The organism is Undibacterium sp. CY21W (assembly GCF_014284265.1).
GTDB lineage: Bacteria > Pseudomonadota > Gammaproteobacteria > Burkholderiales > Burkholderiaceae_D > Undibacterium > Undibacterium aquatile.
On sequence record NZ_JACOGE010000001.1, the window covers coordinates 512,556 to 539,035 of the forward strand.

Annotated in this window: 20 protein-coding genes; 17 read left to right on the plus strand and 3 right to left on the minus strand. The window is 50.9% G+C overall.

Annotated features, from left to right (window positions below; translation table 11 throughout):
• Positions 1-101: 101 nt before the first annotated feature.
• The 12 genes from rplK to H8K29_RS02320 all read left to right on the plus strand — a co-directional run bounded on the left by rplK (position 102) and on the right by H8K29_RS02320 (position 17,239).
• On the plus strand, positions 102-533 hold the full coding sequence (gene rplK, locus H8K29_RS02265) for a 50S ribosomal protein L11 (RefSeq protein WP_186886082.1): 432 nt from the start codon (positions 102-104) through the stop codon (positions 531-533).
• Positions 533-1,225 (plus strand): 50S ribosomal protein L1, encoded by a 693-nt coding sequence (gene rplA / locus H8K29_RS02270; RefSeq protein ID WP_186886083.1) that lies wholly within the window; start codon positions 533-535, stop codon positions 1,223-1,225. The genes rplK and rplA overlap by 1 nt, the downstream gene beginning before the upstream one ends.
• Positions 1,226-1,517: 292 nt before the next feature.
• Positions 1,518-2,015: a 50S ribosomal protein L10 gene (gene rplJ / locus H8K29_RS02275; RefSeq protein ID WP_186886084.1), complete on the plus strand. Its 498-nt coding sequence runs from the start codon at positions 1,518-1,520 to the stop codon at positions 2,013-2,015.
• Positions 2,016-2,072: 57 nt separating this feature from the next.
• Positions 2,073-2,447: a 50S ribosomal protein L7/L12 gene (gene rplL, locus H8K29_RS02280; RefSeq protein WP_186886085.1), complete on the plus strand. Its 375-nt coding sequence runs from the start codon at positions 2,073-2,075 to the stop codon at positions 2,445-2,447.
• Between the two features lie 215 nt (positions 2,448-2,662).
• Complete coding sequence (gene rpoB, locus H8K29_RS02285; protein ID WP_186896240.1) at positions 2,663-6,769, plus strand: DNA-directed RNA polymerase subunit beta; 4,107 nt, start codon at positions 2,663-2,665, stop codon at positions 6,767-6,769.
• A 230-nt stretch (positions 6,770-6,999) separates the two neighbouring features.
• Positions 7,000-11,226: a DNA-directed RNA polymerase subunit beta' gene (gene rpoC / locus H8K29_RS02290; RefSeq protein WP_186896241.1), complete on the plus strand. Its 4,227-nt coding sequence runs from the start codon at positions 7,000-7,002 to the stop codon at positions 11,224-11,226.
• Between the two features lie 386 nt (positions 11,227-11,612).
• Positions 11,613-12,455 (plus strand): biotin--[acetyl-CoA-carboxylase] ligase, encoded by an 843-nt coding sequence (locus H8K29_RS02295; protein WP_255423223.1) that lies wholly within the window; start codon positions 11,613-11,615, stop codon positions 12,453-12,455.
• A gap of 42 nt (positions 12,456-12,497) precedes the next feature.
• The gene (locus H8K29_RS02300; RefSeq protein WP_186896242.1) at positions 12,498-13,268 is read left to right on the plus strand and encodes a type III pantothenate kinase; all 771 of its coding nucleotides are present in this window, start codon (positions 12,498-12,500) and stop codon (positions 13,266-13,268) included.
• 51 nt (positions 13,269-13,319) lie between these two features.
• On the plus strand, positions 13,320-13,967 hold the full coding sequence (locus tag H8K29_RS02305; protein ID WP_186896243.1) for an SPOR domain-containing protein: 648 nt from the start codon (positions 13,320-13,322) through the stop codon (positions 13,965-13,967).
• A gap of 217 nt (positions 13,968-14,184) precedes the next feature.
• The gene (locus H8K29_RS02310) at positions 14,185-14,985 is read left to right on the plus strand and encodes an IclR family transcriptional regulator (protein WP_186896244.1); all 801 of its coding nucleotides are present in this window, start codon (positions 14,185-14,187) and stop codon (positions 14,983-14,985) included.
• Between the two features lie 80 nt (positions 14,986-15,065).
• A complete protein-coding gene (gene hutG / locus H8K29_RS02315) occupies positions 15,066-15,881 on the plus strand; it encodes an N-formylglutamate deformylase (RefSeq protein ID WP_186896245.1) in 816 nt (271 codons plus the stop codon).
• Positions 15,878-17,239 (plus strand): formimidoylglutamate deiminase, encoded by a 1,362-nt coding sequence (locus tag H8K29_RS02320; protein ID WP_186896246.1) that lies wholly within the window; start codon positions 15,878-15,880, stop codon positions 17,237-17,239. Before hutG ends, H8K29_RS02320 begins: the two co-directional genes overlap by 4 nt.
• Before the next feature lie 148 nt (positions 17,240-17,387).
• On the opposite strand, the gene H8K29_RS02325 is transcribed toward H8K29_RS02320, so the two are convergent.
• Complete coding sequence (locus H8K29_RS02325) at positions 17,388-17,951, minus strand: N-acetyltransferase (protein WP_186896247.1); 564 nt, start codon at positions 17,949-17,951, stop codon at positions 17,388-17,390.
• 24 nt (positions 17,952-17,975) lie between these two features.
• Between H8K29_RS02325 and H8K29_RS02330 the strand changes: the two genes are divergently transcribed.
• Positions 17,976-18,128, plus strand: a complete 153-nt coding sequence (locus H8K29_RS02330) for a hypothetical protein (RefSeq protein WP_186896248.1) — start codon at positions 17,976-17,978, stop codon at positions 18,126-18,128.
• Between the two features lie 442 nt (positions 18,129-18,570).
• Positions 18,571-21,339 carry a pitrilysin family protein gene (locus H8K29_RS02335; RefSeq protein WP_186896249.1) on the plus strand — a complete coding sequence of 923 codons (2,769 nt, stop codon included), beginning with the start codon at positions 18,571-18,573 and terminating at the stop codon, positions 21,337-21,339.
• 124 nt (positions 21,340-21,463) lie between these two features.
• Here H8K29_RS02335 and H8K29_RS02340 read toward each other — a convergent pair whose 3' ends face one another.
• Positions 21,464-22,519, minus strand: a complete 1,056-nt coding sequence (locus H8K29_RS02340) for a 3-deoxy-7-phosphoheptulonate synthase (RefSeq protein ID WP_186896250.1) — start codon at positions 22,517-22,519, stop codon at positions 21,464-21,466.
• A gap of 143 nt (positions 22,520-22,662) precedes the next feature.
• On the opposite strand from H8K29_RS02340, the gene H8K29_RS02345 reads away from it, so the two are divergent.
• The 3 genes from H8K29_RS02345 to H8K29_RS02355 all read left to right on the plus strand — a co-directional run bounded on the left by H8K29_RS02345 (position 22,663) and on the right by H8K29_RS02355 (position 25,053).
• Complete coding sequence (locus tag H8K29_RS02345; RefSeq protein WP_186896251.1) at positions 22,663-23,415, plus strand: phytanoyl-CoA dioxygenase family protein; 753 nt, start codon at positions 22,663-22,665, stop codon at positions 23,413-23,415.
• 129 nt (positions 23,416-23,544) lie between these two features.
• Positions 23,545-24,063 (plus strand): superoxide dismutase [Cu-Zn] SodC, encoded by a 519-nt coding sequence (gene sodC / locus H8K29_RS02350; RefSeq protein WP_370527119.1) that lies wholly within the window; start codon positions 23,545-23,547, stop codon positions 24,061-24,063.
• A 132-nt stretch (positions 24,064-24,195) separates the two neighbouring features.
• Positions 24,196-25,053, plus strand: coding sequence for an alpha/beta hydrolase (locus tag H8K29_RS02355; RefSeq protein WP_186896252.1), 858 nt, complete (start codon positions 24,196-24,198; stop codon positions 25,051-25,053).
• 72 nt (positions 25,054-25,125) lie between these two features.
• Here H8K29_RS02355 and lysA read toward each other — a convergent pair whose 3' ends face one another.
• Positions 25,126-26,373 carry a diaminopimelate decarboxylase gene (gene lysA, locus H8K29_RS02360; RefSeq protein WP_186896253.1) on the minus strand — a complete coding sequence of 416 codons (1,248 nt, stop codon included), beginning with the start codon at positions 26,371-26,373 and terminating at the stop codon, positions 25,126-25,128.
• Positions 26,374-26,480 lie beyond the last annotated feature (107 nt).

The window sequence follows — 26,480 nt, forward strand, 5'->3', positions numbered from 1 at the left end:
GTACGAAAAAAGCAATTTTTGAAACTGAGAAGTAAGCAGAGGAGCCTGACTTAGTTAATAGCCTTGTCAGGCGCTAACACTCAATTAATGAAGGAGCCAACATGGCAAAGAAAATTATTGGTTTTATCAAGCTGCAAGTGCCAGCTGGTAAAGCAAATCCATCCCCACCAATCGGTCCAGCTCTGGGTCAACGTGGTTTGAACATCATGGAATTCTGTAAAGCATTTAATGCACAGACTCAAGGTGTTGAACCAGGTATGCCGATTCCTGTCGTGATTACTGCATTTGCGGATAAGTCTTTCACTTTCGTGATGAAGACTCCACCAGCAACTTACATGATCAAAAAAGCTGCAGGTATCACTAAAGGTTCAGCTAAACCTCACACTGATAAAGTTGGCAGCATCACACGTAAGCAAGCTGAAGAGATCGCGACTACTAAGCGCGCAGATCTGACAGCAGCTGATATGGACGCAGCAGTGCGTACTATCGCTGGTTCCGCTCGCTCTATGGGCATCACGGTGGAGGGTCTGTAATGGCTAAGTTATCTAAAAAAGCAAAGTTGCTCGCAACTAAAGTAGATCGTCTGAAAGTGTACCCGTTTGACAATGCTATCGCGTTGATCAAAGAATGTGCTACTGCGAAATTCAACGAATCTATCGACGTTTCTGTTCAACTCGGTGTTGATCCTAAGAAATCTGACCAAGTTGTTCGTGGCGCAGTTGTCTTGCCAGCTGGTACAGGTAAAACAGTACGTGTAGCAGTATTCGCTCAAGGCGCAAAAGCTGAAGAAGCTAAAGCAGCAGGTGCAGATATCGTTGGTATGGAAGATTTGGCAGAACGCGTTAAAGCTGGCGATATGCCATTTGACGTTGTGATCGCATCTCCAGATACTATGCGTATCGTTGGTACTTTAGGTCAGGTTCTGGGCCCACGTGGCCTGATGCCAAATCCGAAAGTTGGTACTGTGACTCCTGACGTTGCTACTGCAGTTAAAAATGCAAAAGCAGGTCAAGTACAATACCGTACAGACAAAGCAGGTATTATTCACACTACTATCGGTCGTAAGTCTTTTGCTGATGGTGATTTGAAGTCGAATCTGGTTGCATTGATCGATGCACTGAACAAAGCTAAACCAGCGACAAGCAAAGGTGTTTACCTGCGTAAGATTTCTATCTCATCTACGATGGGTGCCGGCGTACGCGTTGATCACGCTAATCTCGGTTAAGTAAAAAATTAAGTCCTCATGCTGTATTGCATGAGGCGTATCTTTGGGCTGGATATCTTGAGCAATCAGGATATTCAGAGTGTCAAAGACCGTTGGGCTTGTTACTTTGTTTCAAGTTAAACATCTGTAGAGCAATTTGCAGAACCCAACGCAGATGGTGTACCCGAACAAGTTTTGTAGTGATTACTGGTCCCCCAGTGAAACTCCTAACTTCGGACGCCGTGTTCGAAACGATGTGAGGGAAGTGCATCATCCTGATGTGCAGACTGAATATCATTAATGGAGGTTGACCGTGAGTCTCAATCTGAATGACAAAAAAGCCGTCGTCGCTGAAGTCTCTGCAAAAGTAGCAACTGCTCAGACTATCGTCGTGGCTGAATATCGTGGCATCCAGGTCGGTCATTTGACGCAATTACGTGCTAACGCACGTGCTCAAGGCGTATACATGCGCGTGTTGAAAAACACACTCGCACGTCGCGCTGTTGAGGGAACTGCATTTGCCAGCCTCGCTTCTGAAATGACCGGTCCGTTGATCTATGCGATCTCGGAAGATGCTGTTGCTGCTGCTAAAGTCGTTCAAGACTTTGCAAAAAGCAATGACAAACTGGTTATCAAAGCGGGTAACTATGCAGGCAAATCGCTGGATAAAGCTGGCGTTGTTGCATTGGCAAGCATCCCAAGCCGCGAAGTATTGTTGGCGCAAGTCGTAGGTATGATGCAGGCTCCTGTATCTGCTTTCGCACGTGCTCTGGCCGCCGTGGCAGCAAAGAAAGAAACAGAAGCTGCGTAATGTAGTGACGTTTCCGTCAAATACCGTATCAATGTAATTAATTAATTGGAGTTTCAAATGGCAATTAGCAAAGACGATATCCTGGAAGCCGTAGGCGCGATGTCCGTAATGGACCTGAACGATCTGGTTAAAGCTTTCGAAGAAAAATTTGGTGTGTCCGCTGCTGCAGTTGCAGCTGGTCCTGCTGCTGGCGGCGGTGCTGCTGCAGCTGCTGAAGAACAAACAGAATTCAACGTAATTCTGGCTGAAGTTGGCGCGAACAAAGTTGGCGTCATTAAAGCAGTTCGTGAAATCACAGGTCTGGGCTTGAAAGAAGCTAAAGATCTGGTTGATGGCGCACCTAAAGCAGTTAAAGAAGGTGTTGCTAAAGCTGACGCTGAAGCCGCTAAGAAAAAGCTTGAAGAAGCTGGCGCTAAAGTCGACGTTAAGTAATACAGTATTAAGGCAAATCTGCGGATTTGCCGAAGTCAAAGGCAGGAATCCTCTCGAAAGAGAGGGTTCCTCTTTGGCTTCTTTGTCGTTCAGGGTTGTTTAGCTGTTTATTAAGACCGAGGGCTGAGACTTGAGGTTTTTTGTCGCAGAGTTGAATTAATTTTGTGACAGGAATCCTGAATTCTCCATCCTTCCTTGTCACTCACGGAGTGTCCATGCACTACTCATTTACTGAGAAGAAGCGTATTCGTAAATCTTTTGCGAAGCGCGCCAACGTCCACAACGTTCCGTTCTTATTGGCGACTCAAATCGAGTCGTACCAAAGCTTTTTGCAAGAAGACAGAACAGCGGCAAACCGCAAAAATGAGGGCTTGCAGTCAGCCTTCACTTCGATTTTCCCTATCGTTTCACACAATGGATTCGCTCGTCTCGAATTCTTGTCCTATGTTTTAGGTGATCCTGCTTTTGACGTCAAGGAATGTCAATTGCGTGGACTTACCTATGCTTCACCATTGCGTGCAAAAGTACGTCTGGTGATTCTGGATAAAGAATCGCCGACTAAGCCTGTCGTTAAAGAAATGAAAGAGCAGGAAGTCTACATGGGCGAATTGCCTTTGATGACGACGACGGGTTCTTTTGTTGTTAACGGTACCGAGCGTGTGATTGTTTCCCAGTTGCATCGCTCGCCAGGTGTGTTCTTTGAACATGATCGCGGCAAAACGCATTCTTCCGGTAAATTGTTGTTCTCGGCAAGGATCATTCCTTACCGTGGTTCATGGCTGGATTTCGAGTTTGACCCGAAAGATATCCTGTTCTTCCGTATTGACCGCCGCCGTAAGATGCCAGTAACGATCTTGTTGCGTGCTATCGGCATGAGCAACGAACAGATCCTGGCAAACTTCTTTGTTTTCGATAATTTCAACCTGCATGCAGATGGCGCAGAAATGGAATTTGTCGCTGAGCGTTTGCGCGGTGAAGTTGCGCGTTTCGACATCGCTGACAAATCTGGCAAAGTGATTGTTGCTAAGGATAAGCGTATCAATGCTAAGCATGTACGTGAAATCGAGGCGGGTGGAATCAAGCATATTTCCGTACCTGAAGATTATCTGCTTGGCCGCGTGTTGGCAAAAAATATTATCGACGCTGATACTGGCGAAGTGATTGCAAATGCCAATGATGAGTTGACAGAGGAATTGCTGGCGCGTTTGCGCGATGCACGTGTGGCTGATATTCAGACTCTGTACACAAACGATCTGGATCAGGGTGCTTATATTTCTCAGACCTTGCGTACTGACGACACTTCGGATCAGATGGCTGCCCGTGTTGCGATTTATCGCATGATGCGTCCTGGCGAACCTCCAACAGAAGATTCCGTTGAAGCATTGTTCAATGGTTTGTTCTATAGCGAAGACCGTTACGATCTGTCAGCTGTCGGTCGCATGAAGTTCAACCGCCGTATCGGTCGTGATGAACTGACAGGCGCGATGACACTGTCGAACGAAGATGTATTGGCCGTAATCAAGATTCTGGTAGAACTGCGCAATGGCCGCGGTGAAGTCGATGATATCGATCACTTGGGTAATCGTCGTGTACGTTGCGTCGGTGAATTGGCTGAGAATCAGTTCCGCGCTGGTCTGGTACGTGTAGAGCGTGCTGTGAAAGAGCGTCTGGGTCAGGCTGAAGCTGACAACCTGATGCCGCATGACCTGATCAACTCCAAACCTATCTCTGCAGCGATCCGTGAGTTCTTCGGTTCTTCACAATTGTCTCAGTTTATGGATCAGACTAACCCATTGTCCGAGATCACGCATAAGCGTCGTATTTCCGCTCTGGGACCTGGTGGTTTGACACGTGAACGCGCCGGCTTTGAAGTCCGCGACGTTCATCCAACTCACTATGGTCGTGTTTGCCCGATTGAAACTCCTGAGGGACCAAACATTGGTCTGATCAACTCGCTGGCGTTGTATGCACGTCTGAACGAATACGGTTTCCTGGAAACGCCATACCGTAAAGTTGTTGACAGCAAAATCACCAATCAGATCGACTACCTGTCTGCGATTGAAGAGGGTCGTTACATCATCGCTCAGGCGAATGCGACGATCGATGGCGAAGGCAAACTGATTGATGAACTGGTGTCCGCGCGTGAAGCTGGCGAAACGATACTGGTATCCCCAGAACGTATTCAGTACATGGACGTGGCAACTGGTCAGGTCGTTTCTGTTGCGGCATCGCTGATTCCGTTCCTCGAACACGATGATGCGAACCGTGCGTTGATGGGTGCCAACATGCAACGTCAGGCAGTTCCTTGCTTGCGTCCGGAAAAAGCATTTGTCGGTACAGGTATTGAACGTACTGTTGCAGTTGACTCCGGTACAACAGTACAGGCATTGCGTGGCGGTAAAGTTGATTACATCGATGCGGGCCGTATCGTTATTCGTGTGAATGATGCTGAAGCGCAGGCTGGTGAAGTCGGTGTGGATATTTACAACCTCATCAAATACACACGTTCTAACCAAAATACAAATATCAACCAACGTCCGATCGTTAAAGTCGGTGATGTGGTTGCTAAAGGCGACGTACTGGCTGACGGCGCATCGACAGATATGGGTGAGCTGGCTCTTGGTCAGAACATGCTGGTCGCGTTCATGCCATGGAACGGTTATAACTTCGAAGATTCGATCCTGATCTCTGAAAAAGTGGTCGCTGATGACCGCTATACATCGATTCATATCGAAGAGTTGTCTGTTGTTGCCCGTGATACTAAGTTGGGTGCCGAAGAAATCACACGTGATATCTCGAATCTGGCAGAAAACCAACTGGCTCGTCTGGATGAGTCCGGTATCGTCTATATCGGCGCTGAGGTAACAGCTGGTGATACTCTGGTCGGTAAAGTGACGCCAAAAGGTGAAACTCAGCTGACACCGGAAGAAAAACTGTTGCGCGCGATTTTCGGTGAGAAAGCGTCTGACGTCAAAGATACGTCCCTGCGCGTGCCTTCAGGCATGGTAGGTACAGTCATCGACGTGCAAGTGTTCACTCGCGAAGGCATCCAACGCGACAAACGTGCACAGCAAATTATCGATGATGAATTGAAGCGTTATCGCCTCGATCTGAACGATCAGTTGCGTATTGTTGAAGGCGATGCGTTTGAACGTCTGGAACGTATGCTTGACGGTAAGATTGCCGATGGTGGCCCAGCCAAACTGGCGAAAGGCACGAAACTGAGCAAAGAATATCTGGCAAGTATCGACAAGTACCACTGGTTCGATATTCGTCTGGCATCGGACGAAGCAGCGAATGCTCTGGTCGCGATCAAAGATTCTATCGCTGAGAAACGTCACCAGTTTGATCTGGCTTTCGAAGAAAAACGTACCAAATTGACGCAAGGCGATGAGTTGCCGCCAGGCGTACAAAAAATGGTTAAGGTCTATCTGGCTGTTAAACGTCGTCTGCAACCAGGTGACAAAATGGCGGGTCGTCACGGTAATAAGGGTGTGGTTTCCCGTATCGTGCCTATCGAAGATATGCCATACATGGCCGATGGTACTCCTGCAGACATCGTATTGAACCCATTGGGTGTTCCTTCACGTATGAACGTGGGTCAGGTTCTGGAAGTACATCTGGGTTGGGCCGCAAAAGGTCTGGGCTTGCGTATCGGCGAAATGCTGAAGGCAAAAGCCAAGGTCGAAGAGCTGCGTGAATTCTTGAAAAAGATTTACAACGAATCCGGCAAAACAGAAGATCTGGACAGCTTCACCGATACAGAAATTCTGGAATTGACGAATAACTTGAAAAACGGTGTGCCGTTTGCAACGCCAGTGTTTGACGGTGCGGATGAAGAAGAAATTCGTCGCATGCTGGATCTGGCCTTCCCTGACCATATCGCGCAGCATCTCGGTATGACACCATCGAAGAATCAGGTTACTTTGTACGATGGCCGTACCGGTGAAGCGTTTGAACGTAAAGTCACACTGGGTTACATGCATATGTTGAAACTGCATCATCTGGTTGATGATAAAATGCATGCCCGTTCGACTGGTCCTTACTCTCTGGTGACTCAACAGCCATTGGGCGGTAAAGCACAGTTCGGTGGTCAGCGTTTCGGTGAGATGGAGGTTTGGGCTCTCGAAGCATACGGCGCGTCTTATGTCTTGCAAGAGATGTTGACCGTCAAGTCCGATGACGTGAATGGCCGTACCAAAGTGTACGAAAATCTCGTTAAGGGCGACCACGTGATCGACGCTGGTATGCCGGAATCGTTCAACGTTCTGGTCAAAGAGATCCGCTCTCTGGGTATCGATATCGATCTCGAACGCGATTAATTGTAATTAAGTAGTAAAACCATCGCCCGAACGAGTTTCGGGCGTTGGTCATTCAGCTAGCCAGCAGTTTGGAAGCGAGTTCGTTCCCGGTATGAGCGGAACCAGTGTCGACAGACCTGGCTCTCCCGCTGATGCGAACAGGGTAAGGCGAAAGACCTTCTGTTGCAGCACCATTCAGCCACCAAGCGTGAATTTCAAAGTAAATTGCGCGCTTCACTGGAGTGATATACATGAAAGCCCTGCTCGATCTATTCAAGCAAGTCCAACCTAACGAACAATTCGACGCGATCAAAATTGGTCTGGCGTCTCCTGAAAAAATTCGTTCCTGGTCCTACGGCGAAGTTAAAAAGCCGGAAACCATCAACTATCGTACTTTCAAGCCTGAGCGCGACGGTTTGTTCTGCGCCAAAATTTTTGGCCCTATCAAAGATTACGAATGCCTGTGCGGTAAATACAAACGTCTGAAACACCGTGGCGTGATTTGTGAAAAGTGCGGCGTTGAAGTCACACTGGCGAAAGTGCGTCGTGAACGCATGGGGCACATTGAGCTGGCATCGCCAACAGCACATATCTGGTTCCTGAAATCCCTGCCATCCCGTCTGGGTATGGTGCTCGACATGACATTGCGCGATATCGAACGCGTTTTGTATTTTGAAGCATACGTTGTGACCGATCCTGGCATGACGCCGCTGAAAAAATGCCAGATCATGTCGGAAGACGACTACGCTGCTAAATACGAAGAATACGGCGACGAATTCACCGCATTCATGGGCGCAGAAGGTATCCGTGAATTGCTGCGTTCGATTGATATCGATCGTGATGCAGAAACTTTGCGTGTTGAACTCAAAGAATCCAAATCTGAAGCCAAGATCAAGAAATATGCAAAACGTCTGAAAGTACTCGAAGCGTTCCAACGCTCCGGTATCAAACCAGACTGGATGATCATGGAAGTGTTGCCAGTGTTGCCGCCAGAGCTGCGCCCATTGGTGCCGCTGGACGGTGGTCGTTTTGCGACTTCCGATCTGAATGACTTGTATCGCCGCGTCATTAACCGTAATAACCGTTTGAAGCGCCTGATGGAATTGCGCGCTCCGGAAATCATTACGCGTAATGAAAAGCGTATGTTGCAAGAAGCAGTCGATTCATTGTTAGACAATGGTCGTCGCGGTAAAGCAATGACTGGTGCGAACAAGCGTCCATTGAAATCTCTGGCTGAGATGATCAAAGGTAAAGGCGGTCGTTTCCGTCAGAACTTGCTGGGTAAGCGCGTCGATTACTCTGGTCGTTCCGTTATCGTGGTTGGTCCGCAACTGAAATTGCATCAATGCGGTTTGCCAAAATTGATGGCCTTGGAACTCTTCAAACCTTTCATTTTCAATAAACTGGAATTGATGGGTCTGGCAACAACGATCAAGGCAGCGAAAAAACTGGTTGAGATTCAAGAGCCAGTCGTCTGGGATATTCTGGAAGAAGTGATCCGCGAACATCCGATTATGCTGAACCGTGCGCCTACGCTGCATCGTCTTGGTATTCAGGCGTTTGAACCAGTCCTGATCGAAGGTAAAGCGATCCAGTTGCATCCACTCGTCTGCGCGGCTTTCAATGCCGACTTCGACGGTGACCAGATGGCGGTTCACGTACCTTTGTCTATCGAAGCGCAGATGGAAGCCCGCACATTGATGCTGGCGTCTAACAATATTCTGTTCCCATCGAATGGCGAACCGTCTATCGTGCCTTCTCAGGATATCGTGTTGGGTCTGTACTACGCGTCTCGCGAAGCCATCAACGGCAAGGGCGAAGGCATGATGTTCCCTGATGTTTCAGAAGCGATCCGCGCCTGGGACAATAAGGAAGTCGAGCTGGCAACACGCGTGACTGTCCGTATTACGGAATATCCTAAAGACCCGGCAACTGGTGAATTCGTTAAAACGATCAAACGTTACGAGACTACAGTTGGCCGTGCGATTTTGTCAGAAATTCTGCCTAAGGGCTTGCCATTCACCGTGCTGAACCGCGCGTTGAAGAAAAAAGAAATTTCCAAACTGATCGATACGTCGTTCCGTAAATGCGGCCTGCGCGCTACCGTTGTGTTTGCCGATCAACTGATGCAAATGGGTTTCCGCCTCGCGACACGCGCCGGTATCTCTATCTGTATCGATGACATGTTGGTACCGCCACAAAAAGTGACTTTGCTGGCAGCGGCTGAGCACGAAGTTAAACAGATCGAGCAGCAATATGCATCCGGTCTGGTGACGGCTGGTGAGCGTTACAACAAAGTGGTCGATATCTGGGGCAAAACCGGTGATGAAGTCGGCAAGGCGATGATGGAACAACTGAAAGTTGAACCAGTCACACGCCGCGACGGCACAGTTGGTACACAAGAATCGTTTAACGCGATTTACATGATGGCCGACTCTGGTGCGCGTGGTTCTGCAGCGCAGATTCGTCAGTTGGCCGGTATGCGTGGTCTGATGGCAAAGCCAGATGGTTCGATTATTGAAACGCCGATCACCGCGAACTTCCGCGAAGGTCTGAACGTTCTCCAGTACTTTATTTCTACGCACGGTGCGCGTAAAGGTCTGGCCGATACCGCATTGAAGACAGCGAACTCCGGTTACCTGACACGTCGTCTGGTTGACGTGACGCAGGATCTGGTCGTGGTTGAGGACGATTGCGGTACAAGCAATGGTTCTTCCATGAAAGCGCTGGTCGAAGGTGGTGAAGTTAACGTGCCTCTGCGCGACCTGATCCTGGGCCGTGTTTCTGCTAACGACATCGTGAATCCTGAAACACAGGAAACACTGTACGAAGCAGGTACTTTGCTGGATGAAGTTGCGGTTGAACGTATCGAAGCACTGGGCATTGATGAAGTGAAAGTACGTACGCCACTGACTTGTGACACTCGTTACGGTCTGTGCGCAATGTGTTACGGACGTGATCTGGGTCGCGGTATGATGGTGAATGCTGGTGAAGCAGTCGGTGTTATCGCTGCGCAGTCCATCGGTGAGCCAGGTACACAGTTGACGATGCGTACGTTCCACATTGGTGGTGCGGCGTCCCGTGCAGCAGTGGCATCTTCCGTTGAGGCAAAATCTAACGGTACGATTCGTTTCACAGCAACGATGCGTTATGTGACGAACGGTAAAGGCGATCAGATCGTGATTTCCCGTTCTGGTGAAGTGTTGATCACGGACGATCACGGCCGTGAACGCGAACGTCATAAAGTACCTTACGGTGCCACGCTGATCGTGAAAGACGGCATGGTGATCAAGGCAGGTACAGCACTGGCAACATGGGATCCGCTGACACGTCCTATCATTACCGAATACACCGGTACTGTGAAGTTTGAAAACGTCGAAGAAGGCGTGACTGTTGCGAAACAGGTCGATGAAGTGACTGGCTTGTCCACTCTGGTAGCGATCGATGCGAAACGCCGTGGTAGCGCTGCTGGTAAGTCTTTGCGTCCGCAAGTGAAGCTGTTGAACGAGCAAGGTGAAGAGGTCAAGATCTCTGGCACTGAGCACGCAGTGACGATTGGCTTCCAGGTTGGTGCGCTGATTACGGTGAAAGACGGTCAGCAAGTACACGTTGGTGAGGTTCTGGCGCGTATCCCGACTGAATCACAAAAAACCCGTGATATTACCGGTGGTCTGCCACGCGTTGCTGAGTTGTTCGAAGCGCGTTCACCAAAAGATGCAGGTATGTTGGCGGAAGTAACTGGTACGGTTGCCTTTGGTAAAGAAACCAAAGGTAAGCAACGTCTGGAAATCACCGACATGGATGGTGAGAAACACGAATTCCTGATTACCAAAGACAAACAAGTTCTGGTGCATGACGGTCAGGTTGTGAACAAAGGTGAGATGATTGTTGACGGCCCGGCCGATCCACAAGACATCCTGCGTTTGCTGGGTATCGAAGCGTTGGCACGTTACATCGTTGACGAAGTGCAGGACGTGTACCGCTTACAAGGCGTTAAGATCAATGACAAGCACATTGAAGTGATCGTGCGTCAGATGTTGCGTCGTGTGGTTGTGGTGAATCCAGGTGATGCGAACTACATCGTCGGTGAACAAGTTGAACGCTCTGACCTGTTGGGTGAAAACGATCGCGTGGTCGCTGCTGGCGGTATTCCTGCAACGTATGAAAATATCTTGTTGGGTATTACCAAAGCGTCTCTGTCGACTGATTCCTTCATCTCGGCAGCGTCCTTCCAGGAAACAACCCGCGTTCTGACAGAAGCAGCGATCATGGGCAAGAAAGATACCCTGCGCGGCCTGAAAGAAAACGTCATCGTGGGTCGCCTGATTCCTGCCGGTACCGGTCTGGCATTCCACCGCGCCCGCAAGTTGAAAGAAACCTGGGAAGCGGATGAACGTCACGCGTTACTTGAAGCAGAAAAAGCAGTCTTCGCTCCTGCTCCAGAAGCAACAACTGATGTGCATGAAGGCGACGCGTAAGCGTAGCTGAAAGAATAAAAACGGCACCGAAGCTCAGTCTCCGGTGCCGTTTTTTTATAGAGATAGCACTGTCGCAAAACTGCCCCAGCGGCGTTATGGCTCTTAGCCGTACTACTCGTACTGTATTCGTCGCCATGGTGTAGCCAGGGTTTCAGGCAACATGTTGCCTGCTGGCGAAACAGACATCGCTTACCAGCGATGTTTCCCAAAGCAGAAAAAAGCTTTTTAGCCTTGCCGGGTCAACTTTACGTCAGTCCTAAGAGAATGAGATTCAGCGTAGCCCCTCGCAGTGTTGTCAGTTGCGGTTACCCCTAACCGTGCTGCACCAGAGGCTGACGTTTGAAGCAAGGTTCATAAATTTAAATTTTCACGACGAATACAGACTCATGCCAGATCAATGCCTTACCACAACGCCTGCAAGTAGCCGTAATGATGATATTCAGCTCAATATCGCTGCGGAGAAGATTCTCGTGTTGTGTGATGCGTTCGGCATGTTGGCGGATGTTGAAGTTGTCGCGGAAACCGGCTCGACGAATGCTGATCTGCTGTCCCGATTGGGCGAATTGAATAAGCCCCTGTTGCGCGTTGCCTTGCATCAGACTGCCGGCCGCGGGCGCGCAGGTCGCAGCTGGCAATCGGTGCCGGGTGGCATGCTGATGTTTTCGCTTGCCTGGCCATTGAGCCGGGAGACACACGCACTGATGGGATTGCCGTTGGCGGTTGGCGTTGCTATTGCAGACGTATTACAGGCACTCGATTTACCAGTGCAACTGAAGTGGCCGAATGATATTTTACGCGACGGAAAAAAGCTGGCAGGTATACTGATCGAAAGTGCCGCCCAAAAAAATGGCGGCACCTGGATTGTGGCTGGCATCGGTCTGAATCTGCAGTTGCCCGAGGCATTTGAAGCCAGCCTGGGACGTGCAGTTGCAGATGCGCCGTGGCTGGCACGGATGGATAGAAATGCTTTGCTTGCACATTTGCTGAACGCCCTCGCAAAGGCTTTCGAGCAGTTTGACCAGCACGGTTTTTCTGCGTTTCAGGCGCGTTGGAATGCGCTGCATGCCTACGCGAATCAGGAAGTGCAGATCATTGACCACGGCCAGATACTGCAGCGTGGTATCGCCACCGGGGTTGATGTCAGCGGTCGTCTGCTGCTGCAAACTGCCAATGGGCAAATACCCGTACTGGCGGGTGATGTCTCGTTGAGACCAGTCGATACTGTTTGAGATACCCCCTGCGATTGCACAAACAATGAAAGAAGAATAGACATGCTATTACTGATTGATGCCGGTAATACCCGCATCAAATGGGGCATCCCCCAGTTAGCGACAGCGTTGACTAACGCGTTACCAGACTGGCTGGCAATGGATTCTGTTGCCCATACGGATATTGCCACCCTGGCGGAGCGCTGGCATCCATATCCGGTCACCAGAGTGTTGGTGTCGAATGTCGCGGGTGAGGTTGTGAAAGCGCAGCTCAACGATATACTGGTGCGTATTTTCCCCGCGCTGCAACCATATTGGCTGGCGTCGCAAGCGGAGTTGGCCGGTCTGAAAAACCATTATCGTCATCCGCAGCAACTGGGTTGTGATCGTTTTGTCTCTGCGATTGCGGCACATTATCTGTATCCGCAACAGAATCTGATTGTGGCAACCTGCGGAACTGCAACGACGGTCGATGCGGTCAGTGCAGACGGTGTGTTCACCGGTGGCATGATTTTGCCTGGGTTGAAATTAATGGCGGAATCGCTGGCCCGTAATACCGCGCAATTGCCTCAGGTCGCTGAAAGCATCAGGGTCAATCAACCATTTGCGGATAACACTGATCAGGCGATCGTCAGCGGTTGTATACATGCGCAGACTGGCGCGATCACACTGGCTTATCAAGCCTTTGCCGCGGAACAGAAAACGGCAGTAACGTGTCTGATCTCCGGCGGTGCCGCGCCTTATCTGTTGCCCCATCTGGATTTTGATTGCCAGCATATCGCCAATCTTGTCTTGACTGGACTGTATGTCGTGGCACAATCAAGCCCGAGCTGAATTCACCTACTTATCATCATGCTGCGATTTTTTTTCTGGAGTTTATTGGTCTTGAACGCATTTGCGCTGGCGTTCAATCTTGGCTGGCTGGGACATTGGTCATTGGAGACGCATGAGCCGGAACGCCTGAAAAAACAGCATCATGTCGATGAACTGGTACAGATTTCCGCCAGCGCAGCAATGACCGCAGCAGAGCCTGTGCCGGAAAAAAAAGCTGAAATCATCGCTTGTCTGGAAATCGGGAATTTCCCTCAGGCCGAGGCGCCGAAGATAGAAGAGAAGTTAAAGACGCTGGCTTTGGGCGATAGACAGTCAAGGCTGAATGTCAGCGATATCGGCACCCATATGGTGTACATCCCGTCTCAGGGCAGCAAAGATGGCGCGGATAAGAAAGTAGGTGAATTGCGCCGTATCGGCATTACTGATTTCTTCGTGATACAGGAACAAGGCACCTTACATTGGGGAATTTCACTCGGTATTTTCAAGACTGAAGAAGCGGCGAAATTGCATCTGGCCAATCTGAATAATAAAGGGGTACGCACCGCCCGCATCATGCCGCGTACCGTGACCACCTCTAAATTTGCCTATCAGCTACGGGCGCTGAATGGGGATGAAAAGACGAAGTTTGATGCGATCAAGGCACAATTCCCTGCACAGGAAACCCGCAATTGCCAGAATACGGCCTATAGCAAAAGCTGATCTTCATTCACATTTTGAACAGTTTATGATCTGATGAAGCGCCCGCCGTGGCGCTTTTTTATCACCTTTTGTTCCCGTGGCGCAAAGCTAAGTAGTATTCGCTCTTTATCCTTTTCTGATTAAAATCTCACCGTTCTATTCTCATAATATGAGAATGCAGGCTTGATATTCCGGAGTCTGCTGTTAGCATGGCATAGCTTCTTTTGAAATGTCAGCGATGATCAACTTATTTCCTTCTGCACCTGTACATGATGTCCGGTTCGATGTGCCATCCGGTGAGCGGGTGTTGCAGGTTCTGGCTTGCGTCGCGCGCGCAGGGCAGGCACTCAGCGCCAGAGAATTGACGGCACAAACCGGAATACCGCTGAGCAGCTTGTACCGGCAAATTGCCATGCTCAAAAAGTGGGGACTGCTGCAGGAACATGTGCACAACGGGCAGGTAGCCCAGAGCGGATTATATGAGCCTGGGCCAATGGCGGTGCAGCTTGCGTGGTGCTTCGATCATCATTCCCATCTGATGCAGCAAGCGCGCGAAGAAATGCAGCAATTGCTGGAGCGATCCGGCGAAAGCGTAGGCTTATTAATTTACTTGCATGGGCAGGTAATTTGTCTCGATATGCTGGAAAGTCCGCAGGCTTTACGCTGTTCGTTCACGCGTGGCAGCACAGGGCCGACGGCGCGCGGCGCATCGGCCAAAGCCTTATTGGCCAGCTTGCCGCCCGCCGTGTTGGATGCCCAACTGGCGACTCAGCAATTAGATGATGCAAGCGTCGCTGAGCTGAAACAACAACTGCAAAAGATCGCCCGGCAAGGATATGCGGTCAGTCAGGATGAAGTCGATATTGGCGTCTGGGGCGTCAGCGTGCCAGTGATGTCAGGCACGGCGAAGGCCGAGGCGACCCTGTCACTGATGGCACCGGCCAGCCGCGCCCTGCCGCATAGCGATGAATTGATACGGCTGACGCAGGCGGCTGCGGCCAAGATCAGTCAGCGTCTGCGTATCGAAAGCCGTATCTGAATCTGAACAAACTATATCGACTAAACCGTCATCATCGCTAACGTCATTTCTATCGTCTTAGCCATTTTTGAAAGCGTCCCATGTATCCCACATTCCATTTTCAACCAGGCAGCGCGCCTTTACTGATTTCCATGCCGCATGTCGGAACAACGATACCGACCGAAGTCGCCGCGCAGATGCTGCCAGTGGCGCAAGAGAAAGCGGATACCGACTGGCATTTAGCTTTGCTGTACAACATGGCGCAGGAGCTGGGCGCATCAACGCTGATAGCGGAACATTCGCGCTATGTGATTGATCTGAATCGTGCGCCGGATAATGCAAACCTGTATCCGGGACAGGATACGACAGGCTTGTGCCCCGTCGATACGTTTGCCAAACAGCCTTTGTATCTGCCGGATCAGCTACCGACGGACGCTGAAATTCAGCGACGCATCCAAACGTACTGGCAACCATATCACCAGCAATTGCAGGTGGAACTTGCGCGTTTGCAGCGTCAGCATCGCAGAGTGGTGTTGTGGGATGCGCACTCCATTGCATCGGTCGTGCCGCGCTTTTTTGATGGCAGATTACCTGATCTGAATTTTGGTACCGCTGACCAGAAATCCTGTGATTCTGCATTACAGCAACGACTGGCGGCCTGCTTGCAATGTTCCGCTGATGCGCAGCGCTATAGCCATGTATTCAATGGTCGATTTAAGGGCGGTTATATCACGCGTCAGTATGGACAACCGACACAGCACATTCACGCAGTGCAACTGGAAATGAGTCAGCGCGTATATATGAACGAAGCCGCGCCGTATGCGTATCGCCCCGATCTGGCACAGCAGGTGCAGGGTCTGTTGCGGCAATTGCTGCAGCAGTGCATAGACTGGGCGAATGAAACGGAGGCGGCATGACGACGCTGTTTGCGCGCAACGCGTTTTTGCCGCAAGGCTGGACAAAGAATATTCGCCTGCAGTGGGATGCGCAAGGCGATATTCAAAGCATAGAAAATGACGCCATCGTCAGACCCGGCGAACCGCAGGCGACTTACGTGTTACCGGGCATGTGCAATCTGCATTCCCACGCATTTCAGCGCGCGATGGCGGGTATGACGGAAATCGCTGGTGACAGCAAAGACAGTTTCTGGACCTGGCGCGATCTCATGTATCGCTACGCGCTGCACATCACGCCAGAGCAGATACAGGCGATTGCCGCACAACTGTACGCAGAATGTCTGCGCCACGGTTACACCGCTGTGTGCGAATTCCATTATCTGCACCGTGACCCAGCGGGCAAGATGTATGCGAATCCGGCGGAAATGGCACAACGCCTGATCGCTGCTGCCAGCCAGAGCGGCATAGGCATGACCATGCTGCCGGTGTTGTACAGCTACGCTGACTTCCATGCAAAGCCGCTGCGTGATGATCAACGTCGCTTTGCAACGAATGTCGATGACATACTGCTGCTAGTGCAAAATTTGGAAGCCAGCCGCAGCCATCAGGTGGAAGTTGGCGTTGCGCCGCATTCACTGCGCGCGGCCAGCATAGGCCAGATACGCGAGCTGCAACAGGCGATGCCTAACGGACGGCCAGTGCATATCCATATCGCTGAGCAGATCAAAGAAGTCGAGGCTTGCCTCGCTGCCACTGGCAAGCGCCCGGTCGAATTGCTGCTGGATACCGGTATCATCGATCAGCGCTGGTGTCTGGTGCATGCAACCCATCTGACGTCAACTGAAGTCGCCGGCATCGCCGCCAGTGGCGCCGTGGCCGGTATTTGCCCGAGCACCGAAGCGAATCTGGGTGATGGCTTTTTCGATTTACCGGATTACATCGCCGCCGGTGGACGTTTTGGTATCGGCAGCGACAGCCATGTTTCGCAAAGCGTGGTCGAAGAATTGCGCTGGCTCGAATATGGCCAGCGTCTGCGTTTGCAAGGCCGCAATATTGCCAGCAACGCGCAGCAAAAAAAGGTCGGTGATTTTCTGTGGCAATCAGCGCTGCAGGGCGGCGCGCAAGCCAGCGGGCGCAGGCTGGGCAAACTCGCTTCCGGTTACCGTGCCGACTTCATTGTGCTCGACGATGCGCATCCGAATCTGGCCGGAATTTCCAGCAGCGATGTGCTGAATACCTGGATCTTTGCCGGTAACGATACGCTGGTGCGTGACGTCTATGTCGGCGGAAAACAAGTCGTCAGCAATGGCCGCCACTGCCAGCAAGCGCAGATAGAAAGCGCCTATGTCAATTGCATGCGCGAGCTGCGCAAGCTGTGATTTGGTACTTTCCGTTGCTGGAAGCGAAAAATATACTGGGGGGAGTATTTTTAAACCGCCTTATTTTCTGCTGAGAATAAGGCGGTTTTTGTGCATACTCCCCCAATTTCAAGTCAATGAATAAGGTCGATGGGCAATCAATATGCCATTATTTCTCAGGGGGAATGTCCGTGGCGACAGGCGTTTGCTCCAGTACCAGACGCATTGTTTGTTCCAGTAAAGCGGAATCCGGACGCAGCGGTTCAGGCACGCCGACGGCCTGAAATCCTTCCCGGAGATAGAGTCGCATTGCGGCGCTGTCGCCGCATGTCACCCCTAATTGAACAAGCCTGGCGCGTCTGGATCTCGCCCAGAGAATTGCTGCTCTGAGCAGCGCCGCTGCCATACCTTGTCCCCGATATTCTGGTGCCACCCACACCTGAAAAATATTGACGACGGAAGTATCAGTGGCATCCTCTTTCGCCCACAGCAAACCAGCAAATTCATTTTTAATGCCCGAGATTTCCGCTATTAACGGGCGATCTTTTCCTGAGCTTGTTGCCAGTAAGAGTCGTGTTGCCCAGACATCGTCAGGACGATCTTTTTCTGCGGCGAGTGTGCTGCCAAAGGCGTCTGGCGCATCGGCAAGAGAGCGAAGTCTGATCTGCCGATATTGTTGCCATTCGTGTGCGGTTAAGGGACGTACGGTGTAAGACGTGGGTGAAGATGTCATCGGTTGATCTCAGGTGCAAGGGATGTGTCGCTGCTTGGTTTTTCGTACAAAGCCGCTGCGCAGGCGCAGGTTAAAGTATTCCTGTCAGACAAAACCAATCTGCCGGCAAGCGGTGGAGCCGAAGTCAGCGAAAGTCAGGCGAATCAAGCCAGCACTGAAGTGTTTGTGGCGCACTAATTCGTCGCGAAAGAATAAATATACTCCCTCCCAGTATTTCCAGACATCCTTATTTCATAAAGAGATAAGGATGAAAACGCCACATACTCCCCATTTTTATTGATATTGTCGATGAACTTCCGCGATCTTCTTGAGGGTGAATTCACGCTATTTTATTGACCACATTCTGCATTTCGTCGGCGTATTCATCATTTCGTCACAAACTCTCGCCAAACAATGAAAATTTGTTATGCTTCATTTCTCGTTTAATAAGAGAGCAAGCATTTTCTGTCATAACGGGGTGCATGCAAAACTGCCTTTCCGGCGTGACGGTGCATCAGTGGTACTGATCGCTGTTATCGATGTCAGCCTGGTATCAGAGATCAGAGAAATAGAAGAGAAATAGAAGATAAAAGTTCAGAAGTAGTGAAGTTGACCGTTTAACGACTAATGGAATAAATCAATGAAACTCAAACCAATTTGCCTTGCATTTGCCCTCGCGTTTACTGCTGCGACTGCAATGCCTACCCTTGCAGCAGCGCCAAAAGCGGTTGTTGCAGCAAAAGCGACTGCGTACACCAGTGTTGAAGGCATCACGGAATACCGTTTGCCAAACGGCTTGCGCGTATTGCTGGCACCGGATGCATCAAAACCAACCACCACCGTCAATGTGACTTATCTTGTTGGTTCACGTCATGAAAGTTACGGCGAAACCGGTATGGCGCATTTGCTTGAGCACATGGTGTTCAAGGGTACCAAAGACCGTGGCAACATCATGCAAGAGCTGAGCAAGCGCGGCATGCAGTTCAATGGCACCACGTTTTACGATCGCACCAACTACTTCGAAACTTTCCCTGCCAGTGAAGATAATCTGAAATGGGCGCTGGAAATGGAAGCCGACCGCATGGTCAATTCCAAAGTGGCGCGGGTTGATCTCGATACCGAATTTTCCGTGGTCCGCAATGAAATGGAAATTGGTGAAAACAATCCGTTTGGCGTGCTCTGGAAGCAATTGAGTGCGGCAACTTTCGACTGGCACAACTATGGTCACAGCACCATCGGTGCACGCTCTGACGTCGAGGGTGTGAAAATTACTAACCTGCAGGCGTTTTACCGTAAGTTCTATCAGCCGGATAATGCTGTGCTGATGGTAGCCGGTAAATTCGATCCGGCAAAAACCCTGGCGCTGATCGAAAAATCCTTTGGTGTCATCGCCAAACCGACGCGTGAACTGAGCAACACCTGGACCCGCGAAGCGCCACGCGACGGTACGCGTGAAGTAACCGTGCGCCGCATCAGCGATCAGCAACTCGCTGCCGTACTGTATCCGACATCCTCAGGCAGTCACGCCGACGCCGCCGCCGTATCTGCACTGGGCGAGATTCTGGGTTCAGCACCAAACGGTCGTTTGTATAAAAAGCTGGTGGAAAGTAAAAAAGCAGTGAATGTCGCGGAAATGGCATTTCAACTGGCAGAGCCTGGCTACATCATGTTCCTCGGAATCATGAGTAAAGATCAGAATGTGGCTGATGTGAAAGCTAGTCTGATTGAAACTGTCGAAGGGCTGGCGCAAGAACCGGTCACCGAAGCCGAATTGAAGCGTGCCAAAACCAATCTGTTGAATGCTTTGGAAAAAACCATCAACGATCCGCAACGTCTGTGCGTCAGTATGTCGGAATCGATTGCGCTGGGTGACTGGCGTATGTTCTTCGTTGAACGCGATCGTATCGAAGCATTGACGGTGGCGGATGTACAGCGCGTCGCGCAAAATTACTTTAAAGCCGACAATCGCAGTTACGGTCAGTTCTTGCCAGTGGCAAAACCTGATCGCGCCGAAATCCCGGCGGCACCGGATGTTGCCAAACTGGTGGAAGGCTACAAAGGCCGTGCGACTGTGGCGGCAGGAGAAACCTTTGATGCTACCGCTGCCAATATCGATAAACGCACAGAAAAATTGACGCTGAAAAATGGTGCGAAAGTGGCATTGTTAAGTAAAAAAACGCGCGGTGAAACTGTGAACGGCAATCTGAGCCTGCATTTCGGCGATGAAAAATCCCTGTTCGGCAAAGTCGCTGTTGCCGATCTGACTGCCGATATGCTGATGCGCGGTTCCGGCAAATTTACCCGCGCCGAACTCGATACCAAACTCGGTGAGCTGAAAGCTAAATTACGTATTTCCGGTGCTGGTCAGAATCTGAATGTCAGCTTTGACACCGTGCGTGCCAATTTGCCAGCGTTGCTGGATCTGCTGCGTGAAGTTCTGCGTACACCGACTTTCCCGCAATCTGAATTCGATTTGCTGGTCAAAGAAAATCTGACGCAGATAGAATCTGGTAAAAACGAGCCACAAGCGGTTGCAACACGTGCGATGGGCGCTTTGAAAAACAGTCTGTATAAAAAAGGCGATATTCGTTATCAGTCTTCTTTCAATGAAGCGATGGAAGAATACAGCACTGCAAAACTCGACAGCGTCAAAGATTTCTACAAAACCTTCTACGGTGCAAACAGTGCCGAGTTTTCTCTGGTCGGTGATTTTGATGCGGCAGAAGTCAAAACGAAACTGGCCACGGTGCTTGGCGACTGGAATAGTCCAGCGAAGTATGTTCGTGTTCCAAGCCTGAATCTGAATGCAAACGGGCAAGCGAACAGCATAGAAACACCGGACAAAGCGAATGCGTTTTATCTGGCATCACTGCCGTTTGAACTCGATGACCAGTCGCCCGATTATCCAGCGTTGCGCGTTGCCAATAATATTCTCGGTGGTGGTATCAAATCACGTTTGTTCAATCGCCTGCGTCAGAAAGAAGGCATCAGCTACGGTGCCGGCAGTTCACTGAGCGTGCCGAGTCTGGACAAAAACGCAGCGGTTGTTTTGTACGCAATGTACGCACCGCAAAATCTGGCGAAATTACAAACCGGCGTGAAAGAAGAGCTGGCTTTGTTAGTCAAAGATGGCGTGACGGCAGCAGAGTTGGCGGACGCGAAGCAGTCTATCGCACAGGAAGGTAATATCCGCCGTGCGCAAGATCCGGCATTGGCAGGCAACCTGCGCGGCCAGTTATATGTTGGTCGCTCTATGGCATTTGATGCTGAGGTCGAAGCGAAAATTGCCGCACTGACGCTGGACGATGTGAATGCGGTGATACGCAAATACGTGAAACCAGACAGTTTTGCCCATTTCTATGTCGGCGATTTTGCTGGCGCAGCGAAAAAAGCAGCGGCCGCGAAGTAAGTTTTTTTGAGGGCATAACGCGACAGACGATTCTGCTCGCGTAACTGTCCGCGGAAATATAAAAAAAGCGCAGTGTGATTTTTCACACTGCGCTTTTTTACATGCTGAACCAGATTGAGCCAGATTATTTCTGACGCAATCTGGCGGCTGCTTCACGCAGCATATTTTCTGTCGTGCTCCAGTCCACACAGGCATCGGTGACGGAGCAGCCATATTTCAGTTGTGATAAATCGGCAGGAATCGCCTGATTGCCCGCGACGATATTCGATTCGATCATCACGCCGACGATAGCGTCATTGCCGTTGGCGATCTGGTTCACCACATCCGCCATCACCAGTGGTTGCAATTCCGGCTTTTTGAAGCTGTTGGCATGTGAGCAGTCAACCACGATATTCGGTGGTAGTTTCGCTTTCACCAGTGCCTGCTGCGCCATCGCCACCGACACCGTATCGTAGTTCGGACGATCACCGCCGCCACGCAACACGACATGGCCATATTGATTGCCGCTGGTGCGTACTATCGACACCTGACCCTGACTGTTGTAACCGAGGAAGGAATGCGGATGCGATGCGGACAAAATAGCATTGATCGCGATGCTGATATCACCGTCGGTACCATTTTTGAAACCGACTGGCGTTGACAGACCAGACGACATTTCTCTGTGGGTCTGCGATTCTGTCGTACGTGCGCCAATTGCGGTCCAGGCGATCAGATCACCCAGGTATTGCGGTGAAATCGGGTCGAGAGCTTCGGTGCCGGTCGGCAGGCCGAGCTCGCAGACATCCAGCAAAAACTGACGCGCTTTTTCCATGCCTTCATCGACACGGAAAGAATCATCCAGATACGGGTCGTTGATATAGCCTTTCCAGCCGGTCGTGGTGCGTGGCTTTTCAAAATAGACGCGCATCACCAGCAACATCACATCGCTGACTTCTGCCTGCAATGCTTTCAGACGACGCGCGTAATCCAGACCCGCCACCGGATCGTGAATGGAGCAAGGGCCTACGACGACGAACAGACGTTTGTCTTTGCGGTCAAGGATATTGCGCAGGGCTTCGCGGCTTTGTTCGACGACGTTACCTGCCGCTTCCGTGAGCGGCAAACGTGCATGCAGCTCTTCCGGCGCAGGCATGTGATCAAACGAGACGATGTTAATATTTTCGAGTGCGGTAGTGGTCATGGTGGCAGTAAGTAATGAAAAACCTGATGCCTATTATGACTTAATTTGCTGCTCTGCCGCAAAACTTGCCTGTTTTCAGGGCAACGCGGTGTCGAGTGCGTGGCACAATAGTGTTTTGCACTTTTTGAAAATTGGCAATAACAATGCTTAGTCATGATCAGATTCAGGAGTTTCAGACTCAGGGTTTTTTAGTTTTACCAGGATTGGCAACGCCGGATTTTTGCGAACAGGTGATTCGCTTTGCAGAGCAACAATTAACGGACGACGTACAGCCCATAGAATATGAGGCGGATACCCGCTATCCCGGCGCACCGGCATCGCGCGAAGCCGAAGGCGGGCATACCGCACGCCGTTTGTTGCAGGCGTATGGGCGTGATTCTCTGCTGGCAACATGGGCGACAGGCGCGGCACTGGCGCAGCCATTGTTGCAATTACTTGGCAATGGTGCGCTGATGTCACAAGCACATCACAATTGCATCATGACGAAACAGCCGCAGTATTCCACCGCAACCGGCTGGCACCGTGATAGCCGCTACTGGCATTTTGCGCGCGCCGAACTGATTTCAGCGTGGCTGGCCTTGCGCAATGAAACGGTGGAAAACGGATGTCTGCTGGTGATACCGGGATCGCATCAGCTTCAGATCGATGCATCGCAATTAGACAATGCCCAGTTTTTACGTGCTGATCTGCCGCAGAATCAAGCCTTGTTGGCACAGACAAGTCCAGTGGCTTTGCAGCAAGGCGATGTCTTACTGTTTCATAGTAATCTGTTTCATGCCGCGGGGAAAAATCTGACCACCGCAGGAAAATTTTCTATGGTATTCACTTATCGGGATGCGGCAAATGTGCCGGAAGCAGGTTCGCGTTCGGCGAGTTTGCCTGAAATTCCTTTGTGATAAAAAAGTGTATAGTCAGCCTTTGCTGTGCTTCACAGTCCATTGCCAGATACCGTTGCAGAAAGTTGTTACATGCATACATGCGGGCAATGGCTTCGTTTCACCTGTCATACAACCTGAGGAGACAACATGTTATCGAAAATGAAGCTGAGTCTGATGGCGGCAAGCCTGATTACTGGAATCGCGCAGGCACAAACACTGGAGTTGCATTTTGTCGATGCGAGCGGCAATCTAGGTTCTGCTGGCAAAGTCACACTGGAAGATACTGCCTACGGTTTGCTGATTACACCGGATTTAACTGGTTTGCCAGCCGGTGTGCACGGTTTTCACGTACACGCGAATCCTTCTTGCGCACCTGCGGCAAATAATGGCGTGGCAACCGCCGCGCTGGGCGCTGGAGGGCACTGGGACCCGGAAAAATCAGGCGCGCATCTGGGGCCGTATGGCAAAGGCCATAAAGGCGATTTACCAGCGTTGTACGTGAGTGCGGATGGCAAGGCGAATTATCCTGTGCTGGCACCGCGTCTGAAGGCGGCCGATCTCAGTGGGCATGCGCTGATGGTGCATGCGGGTGGCGATAATCATAGCGATCATCCTGCAATGCTGGGCGGTGGTGGCGCACGCATGGCGTGTGGCGTGGTTCCGTGAGCTGCATACGCATGAGCATTTTTATGTCGTGATATAAAAACCTTGCGTCTGACGTGAGGTTTTTTTCTTCATACTTCTTTTTTAATGGTTTTTATGCTTCTGCGTCTTTGTTTATCTCTGTTGATTTTTGTGATGTTCATTCATCCTGTGCAGGCTGCAACGACAACAGCGACGCCGGTGTTGCAAACCGTCACCGCTTGCGGCGATGATGTACCGCTGAAATTTGATGTGCTGCCAGCGGCCAACGCATCGCCACCATACGCTGCGATGATAGTGGTACACGGCGGTAGCTGGCTCGGCGGTTCCCGTACGGATTTACATGGCTTATTGCAGCAATTATCGCGTATGGGTTTTGTCGCGATGAGTGTGGATTACCGCCTGGCACCCGCAGCACGGTTTCCGGCGCAGATAGAGGATGTGAAATGTGCGGTACGCTGGTTACGCAGCCATGCAGTTGAGTATCAGATCGATCCCGAAAAAATTGGCGCATTTGGTGTTTCCGCCGGTGCGCATTTGCTTGCACTGGCAGCGGTCACGCCGGGGAAATGGGAAAACACAGGTGGTTATGCTGGTATCAGCAGTCAGTTGCGGTGTGCGGTTTTACATGCGCCGCCGCTGGATTTTGTCGATTGGTGGAAAACTGCCGACCCTGCAATACGCAGCTCCATGTCACCGCGGGTGATGCTGAAATCGCTGCTGGGTGAAGATTTTTCTGCATCGGCGAAGATCTACCAAGACGCCAGTCCTGTCAGTTATATCCCGGCATCAGGGAAACTTAAAAATAAACTGCCGTCATTATTGCTGTTGCAGGGCGAGCTGGATGCGACTGTACCTGTGCAACAGGCAAGGGATTTTACAAAGAAAATGAAAGCAGCTGGCGCGGCTGTGGAGTTAATGACGATTGCCGATGCTGATCATTTTGCTTTTGGTTCTCAGGGGCGTCAGGTGTCCGCAAAAATTCAGGAGTTTCTCGGAGCTTGTCTGAAATAATAAAAGGCGCAACAGCGTGAGCCGTATGGTACGTAAAGCGCCTTTCGTTTTCATCGCAATGGAAGCCCTGTATTACAGCTCTAAAGCGATGAGTTCCTGTATGGTCTGACGGCGGCGGATTTGCGTGATTTTATCGCCATCCACCAGCACTTCCGGAATCAGCGGACGTGAATTGTAATTCGACGACATGCTGGCACCATACGCGCCGGTATCGTGAAAGACAAACAGATCGCCGATTTCGCAGGCGGGTAAATTCTGCGTTGTCACGACGCCGCCGTCTTCCTGCGTAAACACATCACCGGATTCGCACAAAGGACCCGCCACCACGGTTGGCTTCAATGCGGTCGTGCGCGGTGTTCCGTCTGCGGCGTGTGCCGAAATGCGATGGAAACTGCCATACATCGCAGGCCGTGCGAGATCGTTGAAGCCGGCATCGACCAGCGCGAAGAAATTACTGCCGACTTGTTTTTGTGCACGTAATTCCGAAATCAAGATGCCCGACTGCGCAACCAGAAAACGTCCCGGTTCAATTTCCATACTGATTTTGTGGCCGAGATGCGCTTCAATTTCTTTACGCGCTTTATCCCAGATCTGGAAATAATGATCGGTATCGACCACGGCTTCATCGCCACGATAAGGAATCGATAAGCCGCCGCCGATGGAGATTGCCTGCAAGTCGCGATTTGCGGTTTTCACCTGCGCGATCATTGCATCGCAGACGCTTTGCAAGTGGTCGTAATCGACGCCTGAGCCTATATGCATGTGCAGACCCACCAGTTGCAAACCATACTGGTCAATGATGTTGAGCGCATTCGGCAATTCTTCAAACCAGATGCCGTGTTTGCTTTGTTCGCCGCCGGTATTGGTTTTGCGGCTGTGACCGTGACCAAAACCGGGATTGATCCGCAGCCAGACCGGATGCCCGCGATGTGCCTGTCCAAGCTGTTCCAGCATTTGCGGCGAACCGCAGTTAACGGGAATATTCAGTTCCACCACGCGTTTCAATGCATTGCGATCCAGCAGATCCGCTGTGAATACGATAGGGGCATGTGTCTGATCGGCATTGGCGGTTGGCGCATAACCGGCCGCCAGTGCCCGTTCAACCTCACCAAGAGAGACCGAGTCCACCATCACCCCTTGTTCGCGCATCAGGCGCAGCAGATGAATATTGCTGGATGCTTTCTGCGCAAATCGGATCACGTCAAACTGTTTAAGACGGGCGATTTGTTGGCGAATGATGCTGGCATCGTATGCCCAGCAAGGGGTGTGGAATTCTGTGGCGATCTGCGCGATCTGGGTGTTGCTGATAGTGGTCGTCATGATGATCTCTTGAACCTTACCGGGTTTAGTGTAAGCTCTACTTTAACAAGCGCTTCGTGACGCTTAAATAGGATTCCATAAGCAATTCAACCGTGATTGATGGAATT